This is a genomic window from Pectobacterium brasiliense (assembly GCF_016950255.1).
GTDB lineage: Bacteria > Pseudomonadota > Gammaproteobacteria > Enterobacterales > Enterobacteriaceae > Pectobacterium > Pectobacterium brasiliense.
In genome coordinates, this window is sequence record NZ_JACGFN010000002.1 from 498,685 (window position 1) to 510,184 (window position 11,500).

Here is an 11,500-nt window from a genome sequence, read left to right on the forward strand (position 1 = left end):
AAAGTGCCGATGTCTGCTTAAACAGGTGAAGAAACCGGCCAATCCGTCTATAATCGGCGCCCCAAATAGAGGTAGACCATGACTGTAACCAATTTTTCCGAGCTTGATCTTGATGAAAGCCTGTTAGACGCCCTGCGCGATATGGGCTACGAGCGCCCGACCGTGATTCAGGCTGAGGCGATCCCTCCAGCGATGGAAGGCCGCGACGTACTGGGCTCCGCGCCAACAGGAACAGGTAAAACCGCCGCCTATCTGCTGCCGGTTTTGCAGCATCTTATCGATTTCCCTCGTAAAAAATCGGGTCCACCTCGTATTCTGATCCTCACACCAACCCGTGAACTTGCCATGCAGGTGGCCGATCAGGCGCGAGCGTTTGCAGCGCATACGCACCTGGATATCGCCACGATTACCGGTGGCGTGGCCTACATGAACCACGCAGAAGTCTTCAGTGAAAACCAGGATATCGTCGTCGCGACGACGGGCCGCCTGCTGCAATACATTAAAGAAGAAAACTTCGATTGCCGCGCGGTAGAAACGCTGATTCTGGATGAAGCAGACAGAATGCTGGATATGGGCTTCGCTCAGGATATTGAACACATCGCTGGAGAAACCCGCTGGCGCAAGCAAACGATGCTGTTTTCTGCGACGCTGGAAGGAGATGCGATCAAAGATTTCGCCGAGCGTCTGCTCAACGAACCCGTTGAAATCGAATCCGACCCATCGCGTCGGGAACGTAAAAAAATTCTGCAATGGTATTACCGCGCTGACGATCTCAAACACAAAACGGCGCTGCTCTGCCACCAGTTAAAACAGCCGGATGTAACACGTTCTATCATCTTTGTACGCAAGCGTGAGCGTGTGCACGAGCTGGTTGCCTGGCTACGTGAAGCGGGCATTAACTCCTGCTATCTCGAAGGCGAAATGGTGCAGGCCAAACGTAATGAGGCGATCAAACGTCTGAGCGACGGGCGTGTCAACGTGCTGGTGGCAACCGATATCGCCGCGCGCGGTATTGATATTGACGATGTCAGCCACGTATTTAACTTCGACTTGCCACGCACAGCCGATACTTATCTTCACCGTATCGGTCGTACTGGCCGTGCAGGTCGTAAAGGCTGTGCTATCTCTTTCGTCGAAGCGCACGACCATCTGCTGCTGGGAAAAATCAGTCGCTACTTGAATGAGCCGCTAAAACCGCGCGTCATTGAAGAACTTCGCCCAGTGACGAAAGCACCAAGCGCCAAAACAACGGGCAAACCGTCGAAAAAAGTGCTCGCTAAGCGACAAGAGAAAAAAGAGAAGGAAAAAGAAAAAGTTAAAGTGAAGGTTCGCGATCGCGACAGTAAAAATGTTGGTAAGCGTCGTCAACCAACAAAGAAAACTGACGAACCGTCTGCTGAATAAAATCGCTATAAAATAGAGACATAAAAAAAGGGAGCTTCAGCTCCCTTTTTGTTAAGGCTTGAGTAACAACTTACAGGCTTGCGGTAAAAGTACGAGCGATAACGTCGCGCTGCTGCTCTGGCGTCAGTGAGTTGAAACGCACTGCGTAGCCAGATACGCGGATAGTCAGCTGCGGATAGTTTTCCGGATGCTTAACGGCATCTTCCAGCGTCTCACGGCGCAGAACGTTGACGTTCAGGTGCTGACCGCCTTCCACACGCACTTCAGGTTTGATTTCCAGCGGAATTTCACGATACTCGATCTGACCCAGATCGCTCACCGGAACGATTTGATCTTCGCTATAACCCGATTTAGCACACACGCAACGCGCCTGTGATTTTTCTTCATCCAGCAACCAGAAAGAATTGATCAGCGCGCTGTCGTTAGCCTTGGTGATTTGAATACCAGTAACCATAATTGCCTCCGTAAAACGGCGTGTTATTGTCTTAGTTAAAAACGAACGCAGTTAAAAACTGACTGAGTTAAAATCGCTATCGGTAAAAAACAGCCAGATTTCGTAACGATCGTATAAAACTGTTTGTATCTACTCCCTATATACCAGCCTGATAGCCAGGCATCCTTGACTTAAATCAATTTTAAAACCCCATCACTTAACCACACGAAGGCAATTTATTGTTTTATATCAATATTACCAAGACGCCGAATTGCAAATGTTTTTGTAAATTTTCAATTTTTTTTCAAAAAAAGCGTTTTCATTGCGACAGCAACGGTTACGGTTTTACCTCGGCACGATAGATCGGTAAGCTACCCGCAACACCATTCAACCTGTAAAAAAAGAGTGCATGATGGCGACCTCTCTCACCTGGCATGACGTGCTGGCACAAGAAAAGCAGCAGCCTTACTTCATTAACACCCTTGAATTCGTTGGGAAAGAACGTGCAGCGGGTAAAACTATCTATCCTCCGCAGAAGGATGTTTTCAACGCGTTCCGCTTTACCGAACTGCATCAGGTCAAGGTCGTCATTCTGGGACAAGATCCCTATCACGGCCCAAATCAAGCACACGGACTGTCGTTCTCGGTACGTCCTGGCGTACCTGCTCCGCCTTCTCTGGGCAATATTTATAAAGAATTAGCGAACGACATCCCTGGATTTGAAATTCCACGGCATGGTTTTCTACAAAGCTGGGCGGAGCAAGGCGTTTTACTGCTCAACACGGTATTAACCGTTGAAGCCGGACAGGCACACTCGCATGCTAACTTGGGCTGGGAAACGTTTACTGACCGCGTCATCGCCGCATTGAATGAGCAGCGGGAAGGTCTGGTCTTTCTGCTATGGGGCTCGCATGCACAGAAAAAAGGCAACATCATCGATCAGCAGCGTCACCATATTCTGAAATCACCGCACCCTTCCCCCCTATCTGCCCACCGCGGTTTCTTGGGCTGTAAGCATTTTTCGCAGGCTAATCAGCTTTTGGAACAACAAGGGCTGTCACCAATAGACTGGACGCCAAGGCTCCCGGAAGAGGCTTAAGCGATAACGGTTTGGTTGTCTTCAAAAAATGAAGGCAGCCAACTGTCGTTTACAAAGAATCCTTTACAAGGAATCGCTGACAAACGCATTAAGCAAACGAAAAACGTTAATTGAATAAGGAGAAATTGAAAAACGGGATGAAATAAGAAGTAATGCGATGATTTGGTGGAGCTAAGCGGGATCGAACCGCTGACCTCTTGCATGCCATGCAAGCGCTCTCCCAGCTGAGCTATAGCCCCACAACGTGTGGAATGTTCGTGATAATCAACCAAACAGAGGGAGTGTTTGGTGGAGCTAAGCGGGATCGAACCGCTGACCTCTTGCATGCCATGCAAGCGCTCTCCCAGCTGAGCTATAGCCCCGTATCTTACAGCATCACCGTGAAAGCAAGTACTGTGCGAACGCGTCGCATAATATGAAACCCGATTCGCAGTGTCAACGGCTAAATCCGGTTATCCGATTAACCGCTGAAAAAGACGCCAAAGGTAAGAAAAAACAGGCGCGAATTTCGATGTCATCTCATCATAAGCACAATAAAAAAGCTGCTAACGATAACGCGATTTATTATCATCACTTCACGTTACGCTTCTGCCTCCTATATAAGCCCCATCACATGCGCTATTTTCCTATGATTGTATTTTCTATGATGGTATCTGCCTCTGGCATGTTGCCTGTTCGGGCACAGCCCACTATTCCTGATATGACCGAACAAGCAAAAGCTCAATTTGAGATCAGGCAAATTGAGATGAAAAGCGATGCGCAGCATGCCTATCGGCTTTTTATCGCACTTCCCCGCCAACCGGCACCTGAAGGGGGTTATCCGGTTCTGTATATGCTGGACGGCAATGCTCAGTTTCCCGTTGCCGTAAATAGCTATAACGCAAAAAATGGCACGGCACCGCTGATTGTCGCCGTGGGTTATCCGATCGATAAGCCTTACGATGTCCCCGCCAGAACGCGTGACTACACGCCACCGACAACGCTCACCGACCCAGATTTTGCCGCAGGCGGCGAAGCTGAGGCGTTTTATCAATTCCTGCAATCCACGGTAAAACCCTGGGTTGAAGCGAACTACGCCGTGAATAAGCAAAAACAAACGCTGGCCGGGCACTCTTTCGGTGGCCTGTTTACGCTCTATACGCTTTTTAACCACACCGAATCTTTCCAGCGTTATGTTGCCGCAAGCCCGTCTATCTGGTGGGGAAATGGCGTTGTAATTCCAACAAGAACGCCGCTGCTCGCGACACCGCCACAATCCATTACCGTCACGGCAGGGGCAAATGAAGATGAGCCAGCCAAAACGCAGGCGGGTAAACCTGTTGATGAAAAGCGGGCAGAGCGTCTCAGCCAAAGAAAAATGGTGGAAAGAGCAACAGCACTGGTCGCACAGCTCAACGAACAAGGTACAAAAGCCGACTTTATTCTGTTCCCCGGTAAAGGGCACGGCGACGTGATCCCTGATGCCATCGGTAAAGCGGTTGCTATCGCTGGTCAATAATGCGCTAAGTCATAAATAAAAAGCCCCAGCATTTGGCCGGGGCTTCTTGTCTATTCATGCAGTAGGGCTTATTGCTGCGCTTCACGCTCAGCAATGAACGCCAACGCTTTATCAATACGCGCCAGCGAACGCTGTTGACCAATCGCATGCACAGTCACGTCAACGCCCGGAGACTGACCCGCGCCGGTTACCGCAACGCGCAGTGGCATACCGACTTTACCCATGCCCTGACCCAACTCGTCCGCCGTGCCCTGAATGGCGTGATGGATATTCTCCGGCGTCCAGCTCGTCATCACGGCCAGCTTCTCGCGTACCAGCTCAAGCGGCTGACGGGCAACCGGGCGCAGGTATTTCTTCGCAGCATCGGCATCAAACTCAGCAAAATCTTCATAGAAATAACGGCAAGAGTCCGCCATTTCTTTCAGCGTCTTGCAACGTTCGCCGAGTAAGCCAACCAGTTCGCTCAGCTGCGGCCCGGTGCGGGTATCAATTCCAGCCTGCTCGATATGCCATGACAAATGCGTCGCCACGTATTCTGCGGGTAAATGGTTAATATAGTGATGGTTCAGCCATTGCAGCTTCTCAGTATTGAAAGCACTCGCCGATTTGTTGACGGCATCCAGCGAGAACAACGATTTCATCTCACCTATAGAGAAGATTTCCTGATCGCCAGACGACCAGCCTAAACGCACCAGATAGTTCAGCAGCGCTTCCGGCAGATAGCCGTCATCGCGGTATTGCATTACACCCACAGCGCCGTGACGCTTGGACAATTTCTTACCGTCGTCGCCCAGGATCATTGACACATGCGCATATTCCGGCACTGGTGCGCCCAGCGCTTTCAGGATGTTGATCTGACGCGGCGTGTTGTTGATATGGTCTTCACCACGGATAACGTGCGTGATTTCCATATCCCAGTCATCAATAACAACACAGAAATTGTAGGTCGGTGAACCGTCAGTACGACGGATAATCAGGTCGTCGAGCTCCTGATTGCTGAATTCGATCGGCCCGCGAATGCGGTCATTGAAGATGACCGAGCCTTCCTGCGGGTTGAGGAAACGTACGACGTGCGGCTCATTATCAGCATGATGTTCGTGAGAGCCACGGCAACAGCCGTCGTAACGCGGCTTTTCGCCGTTTTCCATCTGCTTTTCACGCAGCGCTTCCAGACGCTCTTTAGAGCAATAGCACTTATAGGCCGTACCGTTTTCCAGCATCTGATCGATTACTGCGTTGTAACGGTCAAAACGTTTAGTCTGGTAGTACGGGCCTTCATCCCAGTTCAGGCTCAGCCAGTTCATACCATCCATAATGGCATCAATCGCGTCCTGAGTTGAACGCTCCAAATCGGTATCTTCAATACGCAGCACGAACTCGCCGTCATGATGACGGGCAAACAGCCAGGAATACAGTGCGGTACGAGCGCCGCCGACGTGGAGATAGCCAGTAGGGCTAGGGGCGAAACGGGTTTTGATTTTCATTTGGGATTACAGCCTTATTACGCAACGGCTGTCGGCATAGACCGACATAAGCTCAGAGAACAAAAGTGGGCAACATTCTATCACTCTGCTTCGATTCCTCAACGCCGTAACATGCCGCACGTGCTTTTATTCTGCTAGCGATAGCAAGATAACAGGCTGAATTGCGCAAGGATGCAGCACCAGCGGCGATAAATACGACGCCTTGACTAATTTTGCAACGAACAATCATTTTAGTTTTAAAAAGCGTTGACTCACATTCAAGGATCCCTATAATGCGACTCCACACAGCGGGGGTGATTAGCTCAGCTGGGAGAGCACCTCCCTTACAAGGAGGGGGTCGGCGGTTCGATCCCGTCATCACCCACCACTCTTTACGAAAGTAAAAGTGTCTCGCTGTGTAGAGTAAGAAGATTTGAGATTGGGTGATTAGCTCAGCTGGGAGAGCACCTCCCTTACAAGGAGGGGGTCGGCGGTTCGATCCCGTCATCACCCACCAATCTCATACCAGCTGGTCTTCTTATTAGAAGTTGAAGTAAATGTAGTTCAGAAGTGGGTGATTAGCTCAGCTGGGAGAGCACCTCCCTTACAAGGAGGGGGTCGGCGGTTCGATCCCGTCATCACCCACCACTTCTGCGGGTCGTTAGCTCAGTCGGTAGAGCAGTTGACTTTTAATCAATTGGTCGCAGGTTCGAATCCTGCACGACCCACCACTTCCGCAAAGTGAATCCTCTCTGAAGTAAATCCACCCAATGTTATATATTACACATATCGTGTAGATAAAATTCTACTCAATTGCTCCGCATTAGCGTTCCCAATATTCAATGAAGTACCGCAGCCCTACTCAGCTACGGCACATAAATATCACGCCAGTACGGCTAAATCCGCTGCATCAAAACCGCGTAATTTATCAGTCTGCCCAGAACGCACTTTTTGCACCCATTGCGCATCAGAAAGCAGGACTCGGCCGACCGCGATCAAATCAAACTCTTCCCGCTCCATCCGCGCATGCAGATTGTCCAATGCCGCCGTGCCAGAACCTTCACCGCCAAATGCAGCAAAGAAATCCGAGCTTAATCCCACCGAGCCAACGCTGATTGTCGCCGCACCCGTCAGTTTTTTCGCCCAACCGGCGAAGTTCAGCCCTTCCGCCCCATCAACCTCCGGGAATTCAGGCTCCCAGAAACGACGCTGGGAACAGTGCAGAATATCCACACCGGCCTCAACCAGCGGCGCTAGCCAGTCCGCCATCTCCTGTGGGGAACTCGCCAGACGTGCGCTGTAGTCCTGCTGCTTCCACTGACTCACACGCAGGATCAACGGGAAATCCTCACCAACAGCGCCCCGAACAGCACGAATTACCTCAGCGGCAAAGCGAGAGCGTTCGCGGATCGTTGCGCCACCAAAGGCGTCTTCACGCTTATTCGTGCCCGACCAAAAGAATTGGTCGATCAGGTAACCATGTGCACCATGCAGTTCCAACGTGTCAAAACCCAATCGTTTTGCATCCGCCGCAGCGCGAGCAAACGCCGCCACGGTATCGGCAATATCTTCTTCGGTCATCACCACACCGCGAGGCTCATCTGGGCCGACGATTCCCGAGGGACTTTCAACAGGCGCATCAGGCTCCCAGCCACGTCCGTGGGTTGAACCTGTATGCCAAATTTGCGGCCCAATACGGCCACCAGCGGCATGAACCGCTTTCGCTACCGCATCCCAACCGGCTAACGCGGCTTCGCTGTGAAAGAGCGGGATTCCGGGCATATTACGCGAAGCGGGACGATCGATTACCGTTCCCTCTGTCAGAATCAGCCCGACTCCCCCTTCGGCACGGCGGCGATAATATTCCGTCTGCGCTGGGCCAGGAATGCCGTTTTCAGCCATACCCCGCGTCATCGGTGCCATGACAATGCGGTTAGGAAGAGTTAACCCTTTCAACGTGAAGGGACGAAACAGAATATCGTCAGACATAGATATTTCCTTTTAAGGTTTAACGTCATAGCGGCGTTGAGCCGTGATTAAAAACGCAATTCATACGGTTGCACAACTCTTGCCACATAACGCATCGTACCATCACCCTATCTCTGGATTTTGATTATTCAGACTACGCTCCTTTTTCATAACATCTTGTTATTGCATTATTCCTATCCATCATTAGACCGCCGTAATTGCGGTGCTATGCTTGTCTGCGTTTACGATGTTCACGTAATTTTTTGACAGAAAATATCAAATTTATTGGTTTTCTATTCAACCCCTAAATCGACGACACTGCCGCACTCTATAAAGCATTGCCAACAAACATTACCAATAAGCATTTTTGCTCACTTATGAGGTTGTCTATTATGATTTCTCAGTTGAATCAGTGGTTCACGCGTTTAACCGATCATCCTGATGCAGGTAAACTTTTACTGCGTTTAACCGTGGGTATTCTGCTGCTGTTTCATGGCGTAGCAAAAGTTGAGCACGGTGTAGGCTGGATCGTACAGATGCTGCAAGGTGCAGGTCTGCCTGGTTTTATCGCTTACGGCGTTTATATCGGCGAGGTTGTTGCCCCGATTCTGATTATTCTTGGCGTATTTACCCGCATTTCCGGCCTGATTGCCGCGCTGACGCTGGTTGTAGCGACTCTGATGGTTGGCACAGGTAAATTCTTCACCCTAACTAATGTTGGTGCCTGGGCACTGGAAGTCGAAGCACTCTATTTCTTCGCCGGCATTATTATCATGTTGGTCGGTAGCGGTCGCTATTCTGTTGCCTCTAACCCCGCTTATCGCTAATCCTTGCCACCCGGCAGGTATTCACGACAAAAGCAAAAAACCCGCGGATTCGCGGGTTTTTTATTTCGATGCTCTGTCGGTCAGATTTCCCAATCGTGACTATAACGTTTGGGTTTGAACTGAATCACATCGCCTTTCTGTAGCCCGTGCAGGCTTACATCGTCTTTTGCGACTTCCGCTTCAATCAGTTCAGACTGCTCGCCCAGCTTCAACGACAGACGCGTTAAGGCACCGAGTGGGCGAATATCTCGCACTGTCACTGCCTGATAGCCTTCCTGAGCCTGAACGGATAACGACACTTCATGCGGACGGAACAGAATCGTTTCCTCCGTCTGCGCCACTTTCAACCGGTTACTGTCGCCAAGGAAATGGTAAACAAACTCGCTAGCTGGATTGTTATACACCTCTGCTGGCGTGCCGATTTGTTCAATCACACCTTTGTTCATCAGCACGATGCGGTCGGCAACTTCCATCGCCTCTTCCTGATCGTGTGTTACAAATACCGATGTCAGATCGATATCTTCATGCAGCTGAGACAGCCAGCGGCGCAGCTCTTTACGTACCTTGGCATCCAGTGCGCCAAAAGGTTCATCCAGCAGCAGGATGCTCGGCTCGACGATCAGCGCACGCGCCAACGCAATACGCTGACGCTGGCCGCCGGAAAGCTGTTCAGGATAGCGATCCCCCAACCAGTCCAACTGCACCAGATTCAGCAGCTCATGCACTTTCTTTTCGATGTCACTCTTCGATGGCCGGATATTTTTCGGCTTCATTCGCAGCCCAAACGCCACGTTATCGAACACCGTCATGTGACGAAACAGCGCGTAGTGCTGGAATACAAACCCTACGTTGCGTTTACGCACATCGTGAACGGACACATCTTGACCGTGGAAGATAATACTGCCGCTATCCGGCTGTTCCAGCCCAGCGATAATACGCAGCAGCGTTGTCTTACCGCAGCCCGATGGACCCAGCAACGCCACCAGCTCGCCGCTGTGGATAGACAAATTAATCTCGTTCAGCGCCCGGAACTGACCAAATTGTTTATTAATATTGCGAATCTCAATGCTCATTTTTGGCCAACTCCTGTTGTTTCTCTATTTGCTTCGTCAATCGGCTTTCACTCCACTGGCGCAGCAGCAGCACTACCAGTGACATAATTAGCAGAAGGATCGCCACGCTGAAAGCCGCAACGATGTTGTACTCGTTATAAAGAATTTCAATATGCAACGGCAGCGTGTTCGTCAGACCGCGAATATGGCCGGAAATGACGGAAACCGCGCCAAATTCCCCCATCGCACGCGCGGTACACAGCACCACGCCGTAGATCAGCGCCCATTTCACATTCGGCAGCGTGATGTGCCAGAACATTTGCCAGCCGTTAGCCCCCAGCAATCGCGCCGCTTCTTCTTCCTGCGAACCCTGCTCTTCCATCAGCGGGATCAGCTCACGGGCAACATAAGGCAGCGTAACGAAAATTGTCGCCAGCACGATGCCCGGCACGGCGTAAACAATTTGCAGATCGTGTTCGAGCAGGAAAGGATAGATCTTGCTTTGCGCCCCAAACAGCAGCACATACACCAGCCCCGCAACCACAGGGGAAACGGAAAATGGCAAATCGATCAGCGCCAGTAGAAAGCTCTTGCCACGAAATTCGAATTTCGTCACGCACCACGCCGTCGCCAGCCCGAACACTACGTTTAGCGGTACAGAAATGACGGTCGCAAGCAGCGTCAGCTTAAGTGCAGAAATCGCATCCGGCTCGGTAATCGCGTCCCAAAATGCGCCGACGCCTTTATCCAGCCCCTGAGTGACGACCATCATCAGCGGCAGCACCAGAATCAGGAAAAAGACGACCCATGCGAGTGAAACCAGAATGTAATAGGCGGCGGGCTGTTTTTTTCTTTTAGCCGCGTTGGCCTGAGTGGAAATAACCTGTTCCATGAAGACCGGCCCTTACAGTTTCGGTTGAATGCGGCGCTGCAACACGTTAATCAGCAGCAGCATAATGAAAGACACCAGCAGCATGAATACACCGATCCCCGTTGCTCCCTTGTAGTCATACTGATCGAGCTTGGAGACGATCAGCAGCGGCAGAATTTCGGTTTTAAACGGAATATTCCCCGCGATAAAGACCACAGAACCGTATTCGCCAACGCCGCGGGCAAAGGCCAGCGCAAAGCCCGTCAGCCACGCAGGTAACAGCGCAGGAAGCAAGACATGGCGGAAAACCTGAAGCGGGCGCGCGCCAAGGCAGGCGGCAGCTTCTTCCACTTCTTTCGGAATATCAGCCAGCACCGGTTGCAGCGTTCTGACCACGAAAGGCAGCGTGACAAAAATGAGCGCTAGCGTGATACCAATGCCGGTGTAGGCAATTTTGAACGGAAATAGCGAGCCAATCAGGCCATTCGGCGCATACAATGCCGTCAACGCAATCCCCGCCACGGCGGTTGGCAGCGCGAAAGGCATATCGATCATGGCATCGATCACTTTACGGCCGGGAAAGGTATAACGCACGAGCACCCAGGCCAGCAGCGTCCCGAGAATGCCGTTAATAAACGCCGCAGCCAGCGCCGTACCAAACGAAAGCCGCAGGGAGAAAAGCACCTGACGGCTAGTGATCAGATCCCAAAACTGACCAAACGTTAGTTGGCTGGCATACAAAAACATCCCCGCCAACGGAATGAGGACAATTAATCCTAAATAGCTCAGGCTAAACCCTAACGTTAGCCCGAAACCGGGAATCACTGAGGAAGAACGTTGTGACATACCGTGCCTTTAATTTTCATACTCACTACCCAGCCAACA

At 51.1% G+C, this 11,500-nt stretch carries 10 protein-coding genes and 6 tRNA genes; 8 read left to right on the forward strand and 8 right to left on the reverse strand.

Features of this window, described 5'->3' with window-relative positions:
* Positions 1-78: 78 nt before the first annotated feature.
* Positions 79-1,404 carry an ATP-dependent RNA helicase SrmB gene (gene srmB / locus H4F65_RS16775; protein WP_010280489.1) on the forward strand — a complete coding sequence of 442 codons (1,326 nt, stop codon included), beginning with the start codon at positions 79-81 and terminating at the stop codon, positions 1,402-1,404.
* A gap of 70 nt (positions 1,405-1,474) precedes the next feature.
* Here the strand turns inward: srmB and grcA are convergent, their stop codons facing one another.
* On the reverse strand, positions 1,475-1,858 hold the full coding sequence (grcA, locus tag H4F65_RS16780; protein WP_005973551.1) for an autonomous glycyl radical cofactor GrcA: 384 nt from the start codon (positions 1,856-1,858) through the stop codon (positions 1,475-1,477).
* 391 nt (positions 1,859-2,249) lie between these two features.
* Between grcA and ung the strand changes: the two genes are divergently transcribed.
* The gene (gene ung, locus H4F65_RS16785) at positions 2,250-2,936 is read left to right on the forward strand and encodes a uracil-DNA glycosylase (protein ID WP_010280490.1); all 687 of its coding nucleotides are present in this window, start codon (positions 2,250-2,252) and stop codon (positions 2,934-2,936) included.
* Positions 2,937-3,099: 163 nt separating this feature from the next.
* Here ung and H4F65_RS16790 read toward each other — a convergent pair.
* A tRNA-Ala gene (locus tag H4F65_RS16790) sits at positions 3,100-3,175 on the reverse strand.
* Between the two features lie 47 nt (positions 3,176-3,222).
* Positions 3,223-3,298 (reverse strand) — tRNA-Ala (locus tag H4F65_RS16795).
* Positions 3,299-3,579: 281 nt separating this feature from the next.
* On the opposite strand from H4F65_RS16795, the gene H4F65_RS16800 reads away from it, so the two are divergent.
* Complete coding sequence (locus H4F65_RS16800; RefSeq protein ID WP_236146221.1) at positions 3,580-4,434, forward strand: alpha/beta hydrolase; 855 nt, start codon at positions 3,580-3,582, stop codon at positions 4,432-4,434.
* A 68-nt stretch (positions 4,435-4,502) separates the two neighbouring features.
* On the opposite strand, the gene gltX is transcribed toward H4F65_RS16800, so the two are convergent.
* Positions 4,503-5,918 (reverse strand): glutamate--tRNA ligase, encoded by a 1,416-nt coding sequence (gltX, locus tag H4F65_RS16805; RefSeq protein WP_010280492.1) that lies wholly within the window; start codon positions 5,916-5,918, stop codon positions 4,503-4,505.
* 291 nt (positions 5,919-6,209) lie between these two features.
* On the opposite strand from gltX, the gene H4F65_RS16810 reads away from it, so the two are divergent.
* From H4F65_RS16810 to H4F65_RS16825, 4 genes are all read left to right on the forward strand, one after another.
* A tRNA-Val gene (locus H4F65_RS16810) sits at positions 6,210-6,285 on the forward strand.
* A gap of 53 nt (positions 6,286-6,338) precedes the next feature.
* Positions 6,339-6,414 (forward strand) — tRNA-Val (locus H4F65_RS16815).
* 55 nt (positions 6,415-6,469) lie between these two features.
* Positions 6,470-6,545: transfer RNA gene (locus H4F65_RS16820), tRNA-Val, on the forward strand.
* 7 nt (positions 6,546-6,552) lie between these two features.
* Positions 6,553-6,628 (forward strand) — tRNA-Lys (locus H4F65_RS16825).
* A gap of 151 nt (positions 6,629-6,779) precedes the next feature.
* On the opposite strand, the gene H4F65_RS16830 is transcribed toward H4F65_RS16825, so the two are convergent.
* Positions 6,780-7,886 carry an NADH:flavin oxidoreductase gene (locus H4F65_RS16830; protein ID WP_010280493.1) on the reverse strand — a complete coding sequence of 369 codons (1,107 nt, stop codon included), beginning with the start codon at positions 7,884-7,886 and terminating at the stop codon, positions 6,780-6,782.
* A gap of 371 nt (positions 7,887-8,257) precedes the next feature.
* On the opposite strand from H4F65_RS16830, the gene H4F65_RS16835 reads away from it, so the two are divergent.
* Positions 8,258-8,692, forward strand: a complete 435-nt coding sequence (locus H4F65_RS16835) for a DoxX family protein (protein WP_010280495.1) — start codon at positions 8,258-8,260, stop codon at positions 8,690-8,692.
* An 80-nt stretch (positions 8,693-8,772) separates the two neighbouring features.
* Here H4F65_RS16835 and H4F65_RS16840 read toward each other — a convergent pair whose 3' ends face one another.
* The 3 genes from H4F65_RS16840 to cysT are packed head-to-tail and all read right to left on the reverse strand — an operon-like array spanning position 8,773 to position 11,461.
* Complete coding sequence (locus H4F65_RS16840; protein WP_010280499.1) at positions 8,773-9,765, reverse strand: sulfate/molybdate ABC transporter ATP-binding protein; 993 nt, start codon at positions 9,763-9,765, stop codon at positions 8,773-8,775.
* Positions 9,755-10,636, reverse strand: coding sequence for a sulfate ABC transporter permease subunit CysW (cysW, locus tag H4F65_RS16845; protein ID WP_010280501.1), 882 nt, complete (start codon positions 10,634-10,636; stop codon positions 9,755-9,757). The genes H4F65_RS16840 and cysW overlap by 11 nt, the downstream gene beginning before the upstream one ends.
* Before the next feature lie 12 nt (positions 10,637-10,648).
* Positions 10,649-11,461: a sulfate ABC transporter permease subunit CysT gene (gene cysT / locus H4F65_RS16850; protein WP_010280704.1), complete on the reverse strand. Its 813-nt coding sequence runs from the start codon at positions 11,459-11,461 to the stop codon at positions 10,649-10,651.
* Positions 11,462-11,500: the final 39 nt, after the last annotated feature.

Coding starts and splice junctions, on each gene's coding strand:
- cysT (WP_010280704.1), bottom strand. CDS start 11,461: ATGTCACAACGTTCTTCCTCAGTGATTCCCGGTTTCGGGCTAACGTTA.
- srmB (WP_010280489.1), top strand. CDS start 79: ATGACTGTAACCAATTTTTCCGAGCTTGATCTTGATGAAAGCCTGTTA.
- H4F65_RS16830 (WP_010280493.1), bottom strand. CDS start 7,886: ATGTCTGACGATATTCTGTTTCGTCCCTTCACGTTGAAAGGGTTAACT.
- H4F65_RS16840 (WP_010280499.1), bottom strand. CDS start 9,765: ATGAGCATTGAGATTCGCAATATTAATAAACAATTTGGTCAGTTCCGG.
- grcA (WP_005973551.1), bottom strand. CDS start 1,858: ATGGTTACTGGTATTCAAATCACCAAGGCTAACGACAGCGCGCTGATC.
- ung (WP_010280490.1), top strand. CDS start 2,250: ATGGCGACCTCTCTCACCTGGCATGACGTGCTGGCACAAGAAAAGCAG.
- cysW (WP_010280501.1), bottom strand. CDS start 10,636: ATGGAACAGGTTATTTCCACTCAGGCCAACGCGGCTAAAAGAAAAAAA.
- H4F65_RS16835 (WP_010280495.1), top strand. CDS start 8,258: ATGATTTCTCAGTTGAATCAGTGGTTCACGCGTTTAACCGATCATCCT.
- gltX (WP_010280492.1), bottom strand. CDS start 5,918: ATGAAAATCAAAACCCGTTTCGCCCCTAGCCCTACTGGCTATCTCCAC.
- H4F65_RS16800 (WP_236146221.1), top strand. CDS start 3,580: ATGATGGTATCTGCCTCTGGCATGTTGCCTGTTCGGGCACAGCCCACT.